This is a genomic window from Paenibacillus ferrarius, from assembly GCF_002027705.1.
In the GTDB taxonomy this organism is placed as follows: domain Bacteria; phylum Bacillota; class Bacilli; order Paenibacillales; family NBRC-103111; genus Paenibacillus_E; species Paenibacillus_E ferrarius.
Genome location: NZ_MBTG01000072.1, coordinates 113,809 through 131,800 on the forward strand (window position 1 = coordinate 113,809; position 17,992 = coordinate 131,800).

The window sequence follows — 17,992 nt, forward strand, 5'->3', positions numbered from 1 at the left end:
CCTCCTCCATCCATGACTTTATACTAGATAAAACGCACAAACTGTCGATTTGTTTCAATTTTCCAGAAAATAAAAAAGGCCTACCCCTAAGGATAGACGCTAACCGATTAATATACAATCCGTTTTGCTCGAAGAAAAGTTGCTTTCCAGTAAGCTTTATCAATATTTGAGATTTGAACACCGTTCTTAGGCTCCGGGGATGCGTGCAGCATTTGCATGTTGCCAATGTAGATGCCTACATGTCCAACTGTTTTGTTCGTTTTAAAACGACCCGGCACATAGAAAAACATTAAATCACCTTTGCGGAGCGTTTTCCGGCTTACCAAAGTGCCTTGAGTCGCTTGCTGACGAGCCAATCGCTGCAGCTTAATGCCATATTTTCCATATACATATTGGGTAAAAGTGGAGCAGTCGAACTTCCCAGTTTCTGGGTAGGGACCTGTACCGAATTTATATTTTACTCCCAAATATTGTTCGCCTTTATTGATCATCGCGTTAATATCAACGTTTTTCAGAACGGGAACAACTTGATCTTGTCCTAAAGGGGACCACACTTGCAGCTCATTCTCCAGCAGCAGATTGCCGGATACAGGACTTTCATTCTTCTTCGCGCCTTTAAAAGGATCTTGCGGATCCTCGCCGAACCCAAGCTCATTAGTGGTGCCGCTAGGATCAGCTGCATCCTCGCTCTCTATAGGTGCTACAGGCGATGGATGAATCTTCAATTGATTTTTGCTGATTTCAAAAGACATATCCTCCTGAAACAAGTCTGACAATGCTGAGACCGGTACGTACGTCGTGTCCCCTTCTTTGATAAAAGGCTGGCTCACTTGAATGTCTGAACCGTCCTTCATCGCTTTCGTTGTGTTCACCGTTAATTCGTAGTTCGCATCATTATCTCCAATGAGCAGCTTCTGATTAGCGGCATCCCAATCTGACTGGAACTTTAATGTTTGAATAAGTTCACTGGCAGCTACATAATTGACATTGTTAATTACTTTAAGGGGGAGGACCGCATCTACGTTTCCGCTTTGGATTACGTTGCTGCCAGATTGAGATAAGCTCTGGGTTAGTGTATTGCCTGTACCTGATTGTGTCGGTGAATTTGGCGTTGGTGCTGAAAGCTTGGAACTTTTCGGGGTGCTCCCACAAGCTGTCGTAGTCGCCATCATGACAACCATGCTACCTAGTGCCACTACTTTTAGCCTTTTCCACATAACTTCTCTACTCCTTTAAAGACACATTATAATCCTTAATAGGGTGAGAAAAGGAGCATGTAAATATGCATGAAAGGGAGTTCTAACCTTCATGGAGCATGTTGGAAGCAGGCTTCCTGCATAAGATCAATTCAGTTGGATTTAAATAATCCTGTGATCCATTTGATTACATCATAGGTGATTGGAATTAATCCAAAGCCATGCTGACCTATCGCAACAACGCCATAAGCCGTTTCTCCAATTCCCACTGCCCCAATAGCTGTCCTAGCGATAGCAACTGCCCCCACAGCCGTATCTCCAATAGCCACAGCTCCGATAGAGAACCAATTCGAAATAGCAACAGCTCCGCCTGCCAAATAACTCGACATCGCAACAGCTCCTAATGACAACAGCCAAGAGATCGCTACAGCGCCAAAAGAGAAAACCCCCACACTGACAGCCCCAACTGAGAATATGCCAATCGCAATATCCCCTACAGCAATAACGCCGATGGCTACCCTTTTTCTGCCTTTGCCTAATCCACCTGTTTGAATGTTAATAATAGGTAAAGACGGTGAGGGCCATTGGTAATCGATCTCACGTTGATTCCAACCTTTGCTTTCCCACATGCCATTAAACCAGTTCATTCCGCTCATATCGTGCTTCCCTCACTTCTCTGCCTGGACCTCCAGGCATTCATTGTTCTAAGTATAGCAACATCCTTGCGTTCGTATAACCGTCTCTGGTAGGCTTAACCGTCCGTCTCAAGACGGAGAGCGGTTATAAGGATTTCACTTCTTTTGGCCGAATGCTGGGAATAATATGAAACGAGGAGGGATAACTATGGCAGGTTTTTTAAATGGACTTTTAGGTAATTTCTCAGAAGTTTCCGTCGATGAACTCACTAGACAATATGGCATCTATCTCATGCCCAATGAGAGAATAACGACCGGATTTAAGCTGGTACGGGATAGCTTTATCGTTACAGATGAAAGAATTATTCTCGTTGATCATCAAGGCGTGACAGGTAAAAAAACGCGCGTAGCTTCAATTGAACTCGACTCCATTTACGAAGTAACCATGGAAACTGCCGGCACCGGCTATGACGACAGCGAATTAACCATTCATTACATCACTTCACCGTACTATAAAGCCAATGATGCCAAAACGGCAGCTTACAAATTCGAATTTGGTAAAAAGTTCAACCTCCAGCCTTTTTATGTAGCTATTCTTTCGCTAGCCAGCCAGAACCGCAAGCGCATTAATTCATAAGTCATTGAATGACTTCCTTCACTTGGCTTGGAGTAAGCAAAAAGATGCAATTGTGCATCTTTTTAGCTCTATTCATACGCTATATTGGTAAATTCCTGCAAATATGCATCAATTTGCGGCTCATTTTCAGTTTCAGCTCAAAAAAGGAAGAAATACCTGCACAATTGCAGGCATTCCTTCCTTTTTACCGATTTTACTGAAGAAGCCTGCATAATCGCAGGCTTCTCAACTGCTGCTGCCAACGGTTACCACCTAGCCGCGGTATAGCGAACAGATCTCCTATCAGGCTTTGTCGCCTACAGATCAGCAGCAAGTTGAGCAAATCTAAATATCTAAACCAACAACAATATCTAAACCAACAAAAAACCTTCAACACCACGCGCAAGCATGGGATTGAAGGTTTTGGTATGGACAAATTGATTAGCCGATGGAGCCTTCCATCTCAAATTTGATAAGACGGTTCATCTCAACAGCATATTCCATTGGAAGTTCTTTCGTAAATGGCTCAATGAAGCCCATTACGATCATTTGCGTTGCTTCAGCCTCAGTCAAACCACGGCTCATGAGGTAGAACAATTGATCCTCAGAAACCTTGGATACTGTTGCTTCATGCTCCAACGTGATGTTGTCGTTCATGATCTCATTGTAAGGAATTGTATCCGACGTGGACTCGTTATCCAGAATCAGCGTATCGCACTTGATGTTCGCTTTGGAACCTTGGGAGTTGCGTCCGAAGGAAGCGAGACCACGGTACGTTACTTTACCGCCGTGCTTGGAGATCGATTTGGACACGATCGTTGATGTTGTATCCGGAGCCAGATGCGTCATTTTGGCGCCTGCATCTTGGTGCTGGCCTTTGCCTGCTACTGCGATGGAAAGAACCATCCCTTTAGCGCCGCGGCCTTTAAGCACAACTGCCGGATATTTCATTGTCAGCTTGGATCCAATGTTGCCATCAACCCATTCCATAGTAGCGCCTTCTTCGGCAACCGCACGTTTGGTAACGAGGTTGTAGATGTTAGGTGCCCAGTTTTGAATGGTTGTGTAACGAGCACGGGAGTTTTTGAGACATACAATCTCAACTACCGCACTGTGAAGGGAGTTTGTGCTGTAAATAGGAGCTGTACAGCCCTCTACGTAATGCACGAAGCTTTCTTCGTCGGTAATGATCAATGTACGCTCGAATTGACCCATGTTCTCGGAGTTGATACGGAAGTAAGCTTGAAGAGGAACTTCACATTTCACGCCTTTTGGTACGTAAATGAAAGAACCACCGGACCATACCGCACTATTCAACGCAGCGAATTTGTTGTCGCTTGGCGGAATAATCGTTCCGAAATATTGTCTGAACAGCTCTGGATATTCACGAAGCGCCGTATCCGTATCTGTGAAGATAACGCCTTGGTCTTCGAGTTCCTTTTGCATGCTGTGATAAACAACTTCAGACTCGTATTGTGCGGATACACCAGCAAGGAACTTTTGTTCCGCTTCTGGAATCCCCAGCTTGTCGAACGTTTCTTTGATTTCTGTTGGAACTTCCTCCCACGTTTTACCTTGCTTCTCAGAAGGTCTTACGTAGTACTGGATATCGTCAAAATCAAGATCATCCATGTTGCCGCCCCAACGTGGCATTGGCATTTTGAAGAATTGCTCCAATGATTTCAGACGGAACTCCAACATCCATTCCGGTTCGCCTTTAATTCGGGAGATTTCTTCAACGATTTCACGAGTTAAGCCTTTACCCGATTGGAAAATCGATTTGTGCTCGTCTCTAAAACCATATTTATAATCCTCGAGATCCGGCATTTGTTTAGCCATGATTGATTCCTCCTTAGTGCTTTGGTATTGCTTGAACTGCTGCTTTATGCGTCGCTTGCGCGTTAGTTATCGGTCTTCTGGGATTGTTCAATGCCTTTGCGCAGTGCATTCCATGCCAGCGTTGCACATTTGATCCGTGCAGGGAATTTATTCACGCCCGATAATGCTTCTATATCTTCATATTCAAATTCTACAGATTCGCCCTTCATTAGGCCAGAAAAATTTTCAGCCATCTTCAGCGCTTCTTCGATCGTCTTGCCCTTGACCGCATCCGTCATCATGGATGCCGAGGATAAGCTGATCGAGCAGCCTTCGCCTGTGAATTTTGCCAACTTCACGATACCATCTTCCACCTGCATTTGCAGTGAAATTTTATCGCCGCAGGTAGGATTGTTCAAATCAACGGTAACGGCTTCGCCAGACTCAAATTTCCCACGGTTGCGCGGTGTTTTATAGTGATCCATAATCACTCTACGGTATAAATCATCCAATTGCATGGCCGAAGTACTCCTTTGTTTTTTGTAAGGCCATCACAAGACGGTCAATATCCTCTTCGGAATTATAGAGATAGAAGCTTGCGCGCGCCGTACTGCTTACTTCTAGCCATCTCATCAATGGCTGAGCGCAGTGGTGGCCGGCACGTATAGCAACTCCCTCCGCGTCCAGAACGGTTGCTACATCGTGTGGATGCACATCGCCCAGATTGAATGTTACGAGCCCCGCACGATTGTGAGTTGGCCCATAAACAACCAGATCTTCGATCTGCGTCATACGTTCCATCGCATAATTCGTCAACTCTATATCATGTTTGAAAATAGTGTCCATGCCGACTTCCTGCAGAAAATCAATGGCAGCCCCAAGACCAACAGCTCCTGCGATGATAGGTGTTCCGCCCTCGAACTTCCAAGGCAGTTCCTTCCATGTCGATTCATACAAATCTACATGGTCAATCATCTCGCCGCCAAACTCAACGGGCTCCATGCTTTCAAGCAAGGCCTTCTTCCCATACAATGCCCCGATTCCGGTAGGGCCACACATTTTGTGACCGGAAAGTCCATAGAAATCACAATCCAGATCCTGCACATCCACTTTCATATGAGGAGTACTCTGTGCACCGTCGACCATAATCTTCGCGCCATGCTTGTGAGCGATCTTGGCGATTTCCTTAACGGGATTAATGACGCCAAGCACATTAGAGACATACACGATCGAGACGATTTTGGTGCGATCCGTAATCACATTTTCAACATCAGAAAGCAGAATCGTGCCATCTGGCTGTAACGGAATATATTTGAGAACGGCTCCTGTCGCTTTGGCAGCTTGCTGCCAAGGGATCAGGTTGCTGTGATGCTCCATCGGCGTGAGGACGATTTCATCGCCTTCACGCAGAATCGATCTCGCATAACTGCTTGCCACAATGTTAATAGCTGTCGTTGTGCCTCTAGTGAAAATAATTTCCTGCTCACTGGAAGCGCCTATGAATTTGGCAACCTTAGCTCTTGCTCCTTCATAAGCATCCGTGGCACGAGAACCTAGTGTATGAACCCCGCGGTGAACGTTCGCATTGTCCCATTCATAGTAATGCTTAAGTGCTTCAATCACCTGAATAGGCTTCTGGGAAGTTGCAGCGCTGTCCAAGTACACCAGAGGATGACCGTTCACTTCTTGCTTTAGGATGGGAAAAAGTTCACGTATCTCAGCAGGTCTCATTGTCCCAGCTTCCTCTCCACTAAGCTTTGCAGCTGTTCTTCAACGCTTTTAATTGGAATAACGGACACAACTGGTGCCAGGAATCCGTAAATGATTAGACGTTGAGCTTCTTCCTTCGTAATACCACGGGACATCAAGTAATGAACTTGCTCCGCATTTACTTGACCAACGCTTGCTGCATGGCCCGCTTTAACATCATCTTCGTCAATCAACAGGATCGGGTTAGCGTCGCCGCGTGCTTTGGGACTGAGCATCAATACTTTCTCAGTTTGTTGACCGTTGCAGCCAGTTGCGCCTTTTTCGATCTTGGTAATTCCGTTGATGATCGCGGTTGCGCCATCTCTCATAACGGCACGAGTAATCATATCGCTTGTTGAAGCTTTCCCCCAATGAACAGCGCGTGTTGTCAGGTTCAGCTTTTGTTCTTGCGTACCAACACAGATCACTTTGGCATCGGAATCAGAGCCTTTGCCTTTAAGAATCGAAGTTGTATCTGAAAGGGTATTGCCGTAGTTCATTTCTCCGACTACCCATTGCACGCTGGCATCATTATCAATGACAGCCCGGCGGTAAGTCAGATCCGTTACGGATTCTTCCAAATTATGAATGGACGCATAATTTACGCGCGCGCCCGGTTTCAGGAATATTTCCACGACGCCGTTTTGCACCAATGGAGCTCCAGACAGCGCAGAAACATAGTTATCTACATACGTTACGGAGCTGAACTGCTCGGCAACGATCAATACGTGAGGAGCAAAAGTAGCTTCTGCATCGTCCGTAACAAACAAAGCTTGTAGCGGAATATCGACACGAACTTCTTTGGGAACATAGATGAAAATACCGCCGTTCCAAAGAGCCGCGTGCAGCGCCATAAGCTGATTTTCGTTCGCTTCGATCGCTTTCATGAAGTAAGGCTTCACCAGATCCGCGTGATCGCGAATCGCTGTTTCCAGGTCGGTGAAGATGACGCCTTGCTTTTTCAATTCTTCAGCAACTTGGCTGTATACGATCCCGGAGTTGCGTTGAACAATCAAGTTATCCGAGTTAGCCAAACCTTTGGCAACTTCAGGCAAATCATCTATAGAAGTTAAAGGAGCTTGCGTTTTATAGGAACCGTAGGAGGAAATGCTCCAACGATCAATTCTTGTTTTCTCTAGTACAGGTAATTCCAAAGAATTCGCTAACGTTAACCCTTCTGTACGAAGGGCAGTCATCCACTCCGGCTCTTGCTTGCTGCGGGAGAGCTCGATGACAGCGTTAGAATCTATGGAAAGTGTTGTTTGAGTGCTCATGGTATTCCTCCTGATTAGTACTTCGGCGCAGTCGTGTTCATTGGAACTTTGAATTCTTCCGCGTCTTGACCAACGGTTTCATCCACGATGCCGAGTTCTTCTTTGATCCAGTCGTAGCCTTCCGCTTCCAGACGCTCAGCAAGCTCAGGACCACCGGATTTTACGATACGACCTTGCATCATAACATGTACAAAATCAGGTTTAACGTAGTTGAGCAAACGTTGGTAATGCGTAATGATCAAGAAACCGCGGTCTTCACTGCGCATAGCATTCACACCTTCAGCTACGATACGCAAAGCATCGATATCAAGACCGGAGTCGATTTCATCCAAAATCACGAATTTCGGCTCAAGCAGCAGCATTTGCAGAATTTCGTTACGTTTCTTCTCACCGCCGGAGAAGCCTTCGTTCAAATAACGGTGCATGAACTCTGGGTTCATTTCAAGTTGTTTCATCTTTGCTTCCATTTGACGGATAAACTTGATCAAAGAAATTTCGTTGCCTTCACCACGACGAACGTTCATTGCGCTGCGCAGGAAGTCAGCATTCGTTACGCCAGTGATTTCACTTGGATACTGCATAGCTAAGAACAATCCAGCGCGTGCTCTCTCGTCAACAGCCATTTCCAGAACGTCTTCACCGTCTAAAGTAACAGAACCCTCTGTAACTTCATATTTCGGGTGACCCATCAACGCGGATGCCAATGTACTTTTACCTGTACCGTTTGGTCCCATGATGGCATGAATTTCTCCGCCTTTAATTTCCAAGCTAAGGCCTTTCAAAATTTCCTTTCCTTCGACGTTCGCTTTCAGACCGTCTATTGTAAATGTTGATGAATTCGCCATTTCTTAAGCCTCCATAATGTTTAGATGTACTAGATACACGACAATCAAAATGAATGATTATCATTGATTCTCATTAGAATAATTCTATTATAACTTACTATGACAAATCAAGAAAGGGCACTTAGGCTAAAAATCCAAGCATTTTCTGAAAATGCTGCTTTAAATTACGCCAAAGCTTGCTTGATTTCGGCTGCCTGCCGGGCAAATTCCTCGTCACCTATAACAGGAACCATAGAAGCATCACTTGGAAAGTCAGCCTGCAGCTCAATCCATGACTTGCAGCCAATATAAGCTTGTTCGATTGGAATCAGCAAAGGCTGCTCCAATTGGTACACTCTTAACAGCATAATATGCAGGGGATTTTTGCGTTTCCACTTTAATCTTTCGTCCGTGAAGTTCTCCGTCCAGATGTGAAAAGGCAACAATTTATTCAATTGCTCTTGATCGCTCACTTCGATATCTTCAATCATCCGAGCAAAAGCGGTCAGCCTGATGTGAGTATCTTCCGCACTCCAACCTACCAAAGTCTCGTCGATAACGCCTCGGTATGCTTCTTTCAGCAATTCCTTTCTCTGGTGCTCATACGTCGGATAAAGAAAAAAATCATTTGATTCCACTTGGAAATCTCTTGTCTCCTCCGCAATACCTCCTTTGCGCATAATAAAAATTTGTTTTCCCGTTTCCAGAGCTTCAACAGCCGATGCCCATTCTTTCAAGGCCTTTGGTTTCCCCATGATGCCAACTCCTCGTTCCCCACATTAATCCTTTTATTATAAGGAATTTTGTGGAGCAAAACAAACCGAGTGCCTGCGTCAGCATAAACAAAAGAAAAGGATGACCCTAGAAGGCCATCCTTTCTATTTATTTTATTTTGATGTTTCTGCGTAATACGAATGTTGGATTCGGGCAAACTGATCTTGGTTCTGTTTCATCGGATTCGGATCCGCTGTTTCAGATGGAGTATCAGCGCCGAAAGCCATCAGAAGGAGAAAAGCGCACGCGGCCATAACAAGCAGGACATTCAGGATTTTCATCATGACAATAGCCTCCGGAACTGTTTTGCTTTTATTATAGCCTTGTTTTATCAGATACATGTTTGCTCAGATTGAAGATTTTGTAAATAAGGACTAGCCCAGGAACGATTGCAGCATCCAGCGATGCTTTTCCAAAGAGGTTTGGATAGCCAAAAGCATGTCCGACGTCGTCTCATCCTGCACTTCTTCACAGGCTTGCATGCCTGCTTTCAATTCCTGAGTAAGAATCGTGAAGTCTTCAATGACCGCTTCGACCATTTTCGTCGCTGTCTCGCTTCCCGATGCTTCTTTGAGCGATGACAACTCGAGGTACGCCTTCATCGTAGCGGCTGGCTGCCCACCCATGGACAACAACCGTTCGGCAAGCTCGTCCACGTGAAGAGCTGCTTCATTATAGAGTTCTTCAAATTTAACATGCAGCGTGAAAAATTGATTGCCTTTGACATACCAATGAAAATTGTGCAGCTTCACAAACAGCAAGCCCCAATTTGCGATTTGCTTATTGAGAACAGCCGGGATGGATTGTGTTAACGTCGTATTCATGATGAAAGCCTCCTTAAGTTGTCTTGGTGAACTGCTGACGAATATGCTTGTACACGCTAATTTACGTTAGAAACAATTATTTTATGTAGATTATGCAACATTTCCGAAGTTTGTATTTCATGCAGCAACATTTTGCCTTATACTAGGAAAAGATGACTAATACACAGTAAATTAGTTGGAATTAATTCCAATGACTCATAGGAGGCTTTCGATATGTCCACTTATCATCCTTTAACGGAAGTTCAAGCCATTGCTTACTCGCGTCAAATTCCTAATTTATTTCAAGAGGGCTCTGACCTTGCAAGCCAAGAAATTGGCGACGGCAACCTAAATCTCGTTTTTCGCATATCCGAAACGGCCACTGGGAAAAGTATCATTTTGAAGCAAGCTCTTCCTTATGCCAAAGTTGTCGGCGAATCGTGGCCGTTAACGCTGGATCGTGCACGTATTGAAAGTGAAGCGCTGCTGATTGAAGAAGCACTGAACCCGGATCTCGTGCCTCATGTATATGCCTATGATGCTGATCTTGCGCTAACGGTCATGGAAGATTTGAGTGACCATGTTATTATGCGCAAAGGGTTAATTGAAGGGAACCAATACCCGCTTTTTGCCGAGCATATCGGTCGTTTCCTAGCTACTACTTTATTCTTCACCTCTGATCTGGGCAAAAACCAGCAGGATAAAAAAATTCAGCAAGGTCGGTTCATCAATCCGGAGCTTTGCAAAATCACAGAGGACCTGATCTTCGACGATCCTTACCGTGATGCGGAAACGAACAATATCGAAGCTCAGATTCGGGATGCTGCTGAACAGCTTTGGACTGACCATGCGCTTCATCTTGAAGTGGCGATTCTTCGCCAGAAATTTTTGACCAGCGCGCAAGCCCTTCTTCATGGCGATCTGCATACAGGCAGTATCTTCATCAAGGCAGATTCAACCAAAGTCATCGATCCAGAATTCGCTTATTATGGACCTATGGGATTCGATATTGGCGCTGTGCTGGCTAACCTCATCCTCAATTTCGCTGCGCAAGAAGGCTGGAGCAAGGATGATGAGAGCCGCGCTGCGTATCGCAGCTATTTGTTGCAAACGGTGAAAGACGTATGGACACATTTCGAAGCGAACTTCCGCTCCTTGTGGAACGAGCATGGCGTGGATCGTGTTTTCCAAACGGCCGGGTATCAAGATTATTTCTTAACTAATCTGCTTCAAGACACCGTCGGTTTCACAGGTGCCAAAATGGTCCGCCGTATTGTCGGACTGGCGCATGTCGCCGATATTGATAAAATCGAAGATGCTGCGGCTAGAGAGCGAGCACAGCGTTTGGCATTAGATCTGGGCAAAGCGCTCATTCGCATCAATCGCCAAGTCACTTCTATCGATGAGCTTATTGCCATCGTGACCAAAGAAACAGCTGTAGAAAGAGGATTTGCACTATGACAAACACAAACAACAACATCGAATTGCCCAACACTGGAGCTGAAAATCAGGAAATCCAAGGAGCTTTGCAGTCCTTGCGCTGGAACGGCCAGCAGCTTGATCTGTTGGATCAACGGCTGCTCCCGGAAGAAATCGTTTATTTGCCGCTGGAAACTGCTCCACAGGTATGGGAAGCGATCCAGCACTTAAAGGTCCGCGGCGCGCCAGCCATCGGCATCGCCGCCGCGTATGGGGTATATCTGGGCATCCGTGAAGTGGATGCTGCGGCCAACGGGCTTCTGGCGGAAGTCCAGAAGCAAGCCGACTATCTGGCGACGTCCCGTCCGACAGCGGTGAACTTGTTCTGGGCGCTCGATCGCATCAGAGCGCATGCGGGAAGATTGGCAGCCGAGGGCGTTAGCCCGGCTGCCTTCAAGGAAGCGCTCCTGGACGAAGCGCAGAAGATTCAAGCGGAGGACGAGGAGACGAACCGCCGTATCGGCGAACATGCGTTAACGCTGTTCGAAGATGGCTTCGGCGTGCTGACGCACTGCAACGCCGGCGGTTTGGCGACAGCCAAGTACGGCACAGCGTTAGCGCCGTTCTACTTGGCCAAAGAACAAGGCTTGAACATCAAAGTGTTCGCCGACGAGACCCGGCCCGTGCTGCAAGGCGCACGGCTGACAGCCTTCGAACTCCAGCAAGCCGGCGTCGACGTGACGCTGATCTGCGACAACATGGCCGGTGCGGTCATGTCCAAGGGCTGGATTCAAGCCGTCATCGTAGGCACCGACCGTGTCGCGGCTAATGGAGACGTAGCCAACAAAATCGGCACATACAGCGTAGCCGTGCTGGCCAAAGCCCACGGAATCCCTTTCTACGTGGCGAGCCCGCTTTCCACGATTGATTTAAACACACCAACTGGCGGAGACATTCCGATTGAAGAACGTCACGAAGACGAGATCACGCAGGGGTTCGGCAAACGCACAGCACCCAAAGGCGTGAAAGTATTTAACCCGGCCTTCGACGTTACGCCTAACGAATATGTAACAGCTATTATTACTGAAAAAGGAATCGTACAAGCTCCTTACACCGAGAACCTGCGCAAGCTTTTTGAATAGAGCTCGCGCAGCTCCCGCAGTAAGCCAAAGAACCTTCCAAACCACTGTACGTGGCGGAAGGTTCTTTGTTCTATCCCTAATGACGTTTCACCCCTGAAGCAAACCATTATCCCGATAACGGTTAGGCGTAACGCCATGCGCTTTTTTGAAAACATAATGCAGATAATTGCTGGAGGCGAAACCGTTGCTTTCGGCGATTTTCTCTAACGTTAGCGAGGTTTGAAGCAGCTCATTGCAAACATGTTTTAAACGAACCTGCTCTAAATATTCGCTAAACGAGAGATTTGCCTGTTCCTTGAAAATACGCTGCAGCTGCCTCGAGCTGATTTGAACTCGTTCAGCCACTCCTTCCAGCGTTAATGGACGCCGGTAGTTGTCTTCAATAAACTGGATCGCCAGCTGATAACGGTAGCTCTTCATATCGCGGGCAGGCAGGTTTAAACCGTGCGGATCGGCTTTATAAGCTCCAACTGTCCGCAGCAGCATCTGTACAATGGACTGCTTGATAATGGTGTACTGCCCAAGTTGGTTGCTGCGCCATGCTTCGTACGCGACAAGAAAACATTTCATTGCTTCCTGACGGTCTAAAGCTGGAACATGAGGAAGCTCGCTTAGTTGGCGAATACAGGCATCCGCTTCAGCAATTTCCCAAGCTTCACCCCACGCATTCGTCAGCTCACTTTGATCTTCTTCCGTCAACTTGACAATATCCACATGCAAGCAGAGCTCGCCCATTTCCTCGCCCTTATCGGCTTCCTGACGATGGCTCACTCCAGGCGCTGTAACGTAAAGCATCCCCTCCTGCAGGGCATGCGTGACGCCATCCAAGTTCACGCTGCCTTTTCCATAGGGGATGTAATGAATTTCAAATTCAGAATGTTGGTGAAAATCGATAATTGTTCCTGCAGGGAAGGATGTCAGATGGCAGCGCAACACCCGAAGACCATAGGAGCCCCATCGGAAGCTCAAATCTAAGCGATCTAAAGCCGTCGGATTTTCGAGCATGGGTTCATAATAGAATGGCTGACTCATTAGATGAACATCCTCCCTGTCGTAGCGAAACAATTATTGCGTTAAAGAATCAACACGAATCTGTTGTTTCTTAGCAACGGATTGGTTGGCAGCTTCCATCAATTTCGTTAAATCTACAGCAAGCTGAATATTGGTTTCGGCTTTTGTACCATTTTGGATATGGCTGACCCATTGATCAAACGCCGAGATTCTTTCCGCAGGCCAATTCTCATAGGCGGTCCATTGGTCATTTGTTTCAGCAAGCTTATTGGAACGGATCAAGACTCTTCCATCATGCTCTGAATAGAGTACACTGCCATCTGTTCCGTGAACTTCAATGACGAATGGTGAAAAAGCGTTAACAAATCCCGCTTCCACAACCCCAATTGCCCCGTTCGCATATTGAAGCGTCGCAACGGCATTATCCTCGACTTCTCTCCCCGTTACATACCCGTAAGAAGCGCTTACAGCTTCTGGAAGTCCAAGCAGTAGACGTGTTAAATACATCGGATGACAGCCCAAATCAATTAGCGCTCCGCCGCCGCATTGCTCAGCATTGTAGAAATGCTCCGGCAACCAGCCATTCGGATTAGACTCGGTGGAAATCCCGCCATTATGAGATAAGCGCGTGCGCACCAGTGTGAGCGTGCCCAGCAGCTCCTTCTCCACAATTTCTTGAATTGCCAGTGTAGAAGCTGAATTCAAACGAGGCAGTGAAACCGTTAACGTCACGCCTGCTTCATTCACGGCATCCAGAATCTCATTCACTTCCTTCAAAGTCGGAGCAATAACTTTCTCGGTAAAAATATGTTTACCTGCCTTCGCAGCAGCAACCATAACCTCGCGATGCAAGTTCGTCGGTGTATCGATGACAACCGCGTCAATCTCTGGATTGGCAAGCAGTTCAGCCAAATTCTCATAGAAGGCAACACCGCGCTTCTCCGCTTCTTGTTGTCCTCTTGCCGGAAGCTCATCCCATACGGCAACAATCTCCGTATTTGCATGTTCCGTTACTTGTTTCGCATAATCCCCTGCATGTACATGCCAAAAGCTTAACATCGCTACTTTTATCATAGTATCCTCCAAATAAGTGACTTGGAATCATTGTATCATGACAAGGCAGGTTGATAAATTTCGAATTAGCGACACATCAAGGTGCAATATAGCGACATCAACTTCTACTTAGCAACCGGGACTGCGTTATAATATTCTTCCATGGTTACCTTCTTGGCGGCAATCTCTTTGGCAACATCTACTCCCACATACCGAATGTGCCATGGCTCGTACTGATAACCGGTAATATCCGCTTTTCCTTTCGGATAACGGATAATAAATCCATATTCCGCCGCATGCTTCTCAAGCCAATTCGCTTCCTTCGTCCCGCCAAAGCAATCTTCGGCTGCACATTTGCCGTCACTGCCTGTGACATCAATCGCCAGTCCCGTTTCATGCTCACTCGTACCAGGAACAGCGCTGTACGTCTTCGCTTTCTCTTCGCCATCTTTCAGGACATAGCGCTGGAAGACGGATTTCTGCGTCGCGAAAGAGCGGTAGGCCGAAACGCCGGATAGGTGGATATTGTCCTTCTCCGCACCAGCAAAAAGCTTTTCAATCGCACCTGCAGCCGTGCTGCGCATTTTCCGTTTTTCTATTTTTTCTGCGAATACAAAAGGAATGTCGGGATAAACCAAATCCGTCGGCTCATAGCTGGAGGGCAGCGAATTCTGCTTATTCACCAGCACCGTGACACTTTCCGGTTTGGCGATAACCTGGACGGCGCCACTCTTCGGCGGTGCTTGCGAGCTCGTTGGTGCAGCCGTAGCCGCCGATGTCGGTTTGGGTGTTGTTTTGGCCGATGCAGCAGGACTCGTTGCAGGTGAAGGTGTCGCTGTCCCTGTGGCTGGCTTAGAGCTCTCTTTCTCTGTTGGACTGGTAGTTGGCGTGACTTCCGCCTTGTTGCTGCACCCCGCTACTATGGTTAGCGCCAAAAGTATGGCCAGCGAATATTTCATTGTTTGATTCATGATTTACAGTCTGCCTCCTCAACGTTGTAAAACTTACACATGAAATAGACTTTAAACCTGCGGCAAAAGTTGCAAGGAACAAATCGCAGATTTATAAATAAAAAAGACTGCCAAATAGGTTTTGCGCCTAGATCGCAGCCTTCTCATATTTTATGCGTAATGGTGTGAGGATTCAAGTTTTGACGTGGTTCGAATTGACCTCAGCCGTTTAAGCTTGACTAGCCGCAATCGCTTGCTCTAAATCGTAAATGATATCTTCAATCGCTTCTGTCCCAACGGACAGGCGAATAAGTCCCGGAGTAACACCAGCCGATGCTTGTTCCTGCTCATTCAATTGGGAATGTGTCGTGCTCGCAGGATGAATAATTAATGATTTGGAATCGCCGACATTGGCCAGATGGGAGAATAGCTCCACAGAGTGGATCAGCTTCTTGCCCGCTTCTACGCCGCCTTTGATTCCGAAGCTAAGAATAGCGCCTTGACCTTTTGGCAAATATTTCTGTGCAAGCTTGTAGGATGGATGGCTTTCTAAACCGGCATAGCTCACCCACTCGACGTTCTCGTGCGCCTCTAAATACTGAGCGACTTTAAGCGCGTTCGAGCTGTGTCGTTCCATGCGCAAATGCAGCGTTTCCAGTCCTTGAAGCAATAAGAATGCGCTTTGCGGAGAAAGCGATGCCCCTAGATCGCGAAGCAATTGAACGCGTGCTTTGATGATGTATGCAATTGGGCCAACAGCGTCTGTATATACAACCCCGTTGTAACTTGGGTCTGGTTTCGTTAGACCTGGGAATTTGCCGCTTGCAGCCCAATCGAACTTCCCGCCATCCACAATGACGCCGCCAATCGTCGTTCCGTGACCGCCAATGAACTTCGTTGCAGAATGAACAACAATATCAGCTCCATGTTCAATTGGTCTCAGCAGATAGGGACTTGGGAACGTATTGTCAATAATTAATGGGATGCCATTCTCATGGGCGATCGCTGCTACAGCTGCAATATCCAGAATGTCGCCCTTAGGGTTGCCGATCGACTCTGCATAGAGTGCTTTGGTCTTGTCGGTAATGGCAGCTCGGAAATTGTCTGGATTGCTCGGATCAACGAATTTGACGTTAACCCCCAACTTAGGCAGCGTATTTGCAAATAAATTATAAGTTCCGCCATACAAAGAAGACGCCGCAACAATCTCATCGCCTGCTTCAGCAATGTTCAAGATCGAGAACGTGATAGCTGCTTGCCCGGAAGCAACAGCAAGTGCTGCCGGAGCGCCTTCCAGTGCGGCAATCCTTTTCTCGAAAACATCCGTCGTTGGGTTCATAATACGCGTATAAATATTGCCAAACTCTTTCAGTGCAAACAAATTCGCCGCATGATCCGTGTCATTAAATACATAGGATGTCGTTTGATAAATCGGGACAGCCCTTGAATTCGTTGTTGGATCAACGACTTGACCTGCATGAATTGCGAGTGTTTCCGGTAAGTACTGGCGTTCTGAACCTGACATTTAAACATGCCTCCTAGGATAAAAGTATCATGATTTCGCTGGCGCCTCTTTATACTTGATAATTCCTACTGGAATAGTATACAATTATTTTAAAGGAAACATCCAGTCCTAGTCAATATATCACATTGGCATATTTTTCTAAACCATTTTAGATCGGACGTGTTTGCATGCTATTTCAGCCCTACACCATTAAAGAGGTTACCCTCAAAAATCGGATCGTTATGTCACCAATGTGCATGTATGCCTCGGACGACTCCGGCGAAGTCAAAGATTGGCACTATGTTCACTATGCGACACGTGCCGTTGGTCAGGTTGGTCTCATTATCGTGGAAGCTAGCGCCGTTACAGCCCAAGGGCGAATATCCCCCCGAGATCTGGGCATATGGGATGACACCCAGATAGCAGGCTTGAAGCGTGTTGTTGATTCCGTTCACGCTCAAGGCTCGAATATTGGTATTCAACTTGCACATGCTGGTCGTAAAGCTGTATTGGATACGCCCATTATCGCTCCTTCGGCCATTCCTTTCTCCGATACCTTCAAAACACCCGATGAAGCTACGCTTGAACAAATCCAAGAGACAATTGCAGCGTTCGGCGATGCTGCGCACCGTGCCAAACAAGCTGGATTTGACGTCATTGAAATTCATGCTGCACATGGCTATCTCATCAACCAGTTTCTATCCCCGCTTATCAATCTGCGGAAGGATGCGTATGGCGGCGACCTCGAGGGACGTTTCCGATTCTTAAACGACGTCATTGCCGCTGTCAAAAAGCGGTGGGACGGTCCTCTTTTTGTGCGCATCTCTGCACATGAGTACTTAGAAGGCGGGCTTACCCCGCAGGATCATGCTTTTTTCGCCGCAAAGCTGAAAGAATTGGGCGTCGATCTCATCGACGTCAGCTCCGGAGGGACATTCCCTGTTATTCCGCAAACCTATCCAGGCTATCAAGTGCCTTTCGCCGAAGAAATCCGCGCCAAGGCTAACATTGCCGTGGGTGCGGTAGGCTTCATCACGGAGCCTGAACAGGCGGAAGAAATTCTCCGGAACGAACGAGCCGATCTTATCTTCATCGGCAGAGCTTTGCTGCGAGATCCCTATTGGCCACGGACAGCAGCGATCAGATTGCACGCTGAATTAGAAGCGCCGATTCCTTATACGCGCGGTTGGTAATGGTTAGGCACGGCGCTTGAGCCTGCCTTTA

Annotated in this window: 18 protein-coding genes; 4 read left to right on the forward strand and 14 right to left on the reverse strand. The window is 46.9% G+C overall.

What is annotated here, in order from left to right; all coding sequences use genetic code 11:
- Positions 1-107: 107 nt before the first annotated feature.
- Together BC351_RS39555 and BC351_RS39560 are read right to left on the reverse strand one after the other, a co-directional pair.
- The gene (locus BC351_RS39555) at positions 108-1,217 is read right to left on the reverse strand and encodes a C40 family peptidase (protein WP_079421173.1); all 1,110 of its coding nucleotides are present in this window, start codon (positions 1,215-1,217) and stop codon (positions 108-110) included.
- A 131-nt stretch (positions 1,218-1,348) separates the two neighbouring features.
- Positions 1,349-1,852, reverse strand: a complete 504-nt coding sequence (locus BC351_RS39560; RefSeq protein ID WP_144028685.1) for a hypothetical protein — start codon at positions 1,850-1,852, stop codon at positions 1,349-1,351.
- A gap of 187 nt (positions 1,853-2,039) precedes the next feature.
- Here BC351_RS39560 and BC351_RS39565 point away from each other — a divergent pair, with 187 nt between their 5' ends.
- Positions 2,040-2,468: a PH domain-containing protein gene (locus BC351_RS39565; RefSeq protein ID WP_079421174.1), complete on the forward strand. Its 429-nt coding sequence runs from the start codon at positions 2,040-2,042 to the stop codon at positions 2,466-2,468.
- Between the two features lie 420 nt (positions 2,469-2,888).
- On the opposite strand, the gene sufB is transcribed toward BC351_RS39565, so the two are convergent.
- From sufB to BC351_RS39600, 8 genes are all read right to left on the reverse strand, one after another.
- The gene (sufB, locus tag BC351_RS39570) at positions 2,889-4,286 is read right to left on the reverse strand and encodes a Fe-S cluster assembly protein SufB (protein WP_056834494.1); all 1,398 of its coding nucleotides are present in this window, start codon (positions 4,284-4,286) and stop codon (positions 2,889-2,891) included.
- A gap of 62 nt (positions 4,287-4,348) precedes the next feature.
- The gene (sufU, locus tag BC351_RS39575) at positions 4,349-4,783 is read right to left on the reverse strand and encodes a Fe-S cluster assembly sulfur transfer protein SufU (RefSeq protein ID WP_079421175.1); all 435 of its coding nucleotides are present in this window, start codon (positions 4,781-4,783) and stop codon (positions 4,349-4,351) included.
- A complete protein-coding gene (locus tag BC351_RS39580; RefSeq protein WP_079421176.1) occupies positions 4,770-5,996 on the reverse strand; it encodes a cysteine desulfurase in 1,227 nt (408 codons plus the stop codon). The genes sufU and BC351_RS39580 overlap by 14 nt, the downstream gene beginning before the upstream one ends.
- Positions 5,993-7,288, reverse strand: a complete 1,296-nt coding sequence (sufD, locus tag BC351_RS39585) for a Fe-S cluster assembly protein SufD (protein WP_079421177.1) — start codon at positions 7,286-7,288, stop codon at positions 5,993-5,995. The genes BC351_RS39580 and sufD overlap by 4 nt, the downstream gene beginning before the upstream one ends.
- A 14-nt stretch (positions 7,289-7,302) precedes the next feature.
- On the reverse strand, positions 7,303-8,133 hold the full coding sequence (gene sufC, locus BC351_RS39590; RefSeq protein WP_079421178.1) for a Fe-S cluster assembly ATPase SufC: 831 nt from the start codon (positions 8,131-8,133) through the stop codon (positions 7,303-7,305).
- Between the two features lie 164 nt (positions 8,134-8,297).
- Entirely contained in the window at positions 8,298-8,867 is a 570-nt protein-coding gene (locus BC351_RS39595) for a DUF1802 family protein (RefSeq protein WP_079421179.1), read from the reverse strand.
- Positions 8,868-8,999: 132 nt separating this feature from the next.
- A complete protein-coding gene (locus BC351_RS42645) occupies positions 9,000-9,170 on the reverse strand; it encodes a hypothetical protein (RefSeq protein ID WP_158082389.1) in 171 nt (56 codons plus the stop codon).
- Positions 9,171-9,260: 90 nt separating this feature from the next.
- Positions 9,261-9,710, reverse strand: a complete 450-nt coding sequence (locus BC351_RS39600; protein ID WP_079421180.1) for a Dps family protein — start codon at positions 9,708-9,710, stop codon at positions 9,261-9,263.
- Positions 9,711-9,923: 213 nt separating this feature from the next.
- Between BC351_RS39600 and mtnK the strand changes: the two genes are divergently transcribed.
- On the forward strand, positions 9,924-11,150 hold the full coding sequence (gene mtnK / locus BC351_RS39605) for an S-methyl-5-thioribose kinase (RefSeq protein WP_079421181.1): 1,227 nt from the start codon (positions 9,924-9,926) through the stop codon (positions 11,148-11,150).
- The gene (gene mtnA / locus BC351_RS39610; RefSeq protein WP_079421182.1) at positions 11,147-12,250 is read left to right on the forward strand and encodes an S-methyl-5-thioribose-1-phosphate isomerase; all 1,104 of its coding nucleotides are present in this window, start codon (positions 11,147-11,149) and stop codon (positions 12,248-12,250) included. The genes mtnK and mtnA overlap by 4 nt, the downstream gene beginning before the upstream one ends.
- An 87-nt stretch (positions 12,251-12,337) precedes the next feature.
- On the opposite strand, the gene BC351_RS39615 is transcribed toward mtnA, so the two are convergent.
- The 4 genes from BC351_RS39615 to BC351_RS39630 form a co-directional block, all read right to left on the reverse strand.
- Complete coding sequence (locus BC351_RS39615) at positions 12,338-13,282, reverse strand: helix-turn-helix domain-containing protein (protein ID WP_079421183.1); 945 nt, start codon at positions 13,280-13,282, stop codon at positions 12,338-12,340.
- A 33-nt stretch (positions 13,283-13,315) separates the two neighbouring features.
- On the reverse strand, positions 13,316-14,335 hold the full coding sequence (locus BC351_RS39620) for a Gfo/Idh/MocA family protein (RefSeq protein WP_079421184.1): 1,020 nt from the start codon (positions 14,333-14,335) through the stop codon (positions 13,316-13,318).
- A gap of 104 nt (positions 14,336-14,439) precedes the next feature.
- On the reverse strand, positions 14,440-15,285 hold the full coding sequence (locus BC351_RS39625; RefSeq protein WP_079421185.1) for a M15 family metallopeptidase: 846 nt from the start codon (positions 15,283-15,285) through the stop codon (positions 14,440-14,442).
- Between the two features lie 208 nt (positions 15,286-15,493).
- Positions 15,494-16,789, reverse strand: a complete 1,296-nt coding sequence (locus tag BC351_RS39630; RefSeq protein WP_079421186.1) for a homocysteine synthase — start codon at positions 16,787-16,789, stop codon at positions 15,494-15,496.
- A 167-nt stretch (positions 16,790-16,956) separates the two neighbouring features.
- Between BC351_RS39630 and namA the strand changes: the two genes are divergently transcribed.
- The gene (gene namA / locus BC351_RS39635) at positions 16,957-17,961 is read left to right on the forward strand and encodes an NADPH dehydrogenase NamA (protein ID WP_079421187.1); all 1,005 of its coding nucleotides are present in this window, start codon (positions 16,957-16,959) and stop codon (positions 17,959-17,961) included.
- Positions 17,962-17,992: the final 31 nt, after the last annotated feature.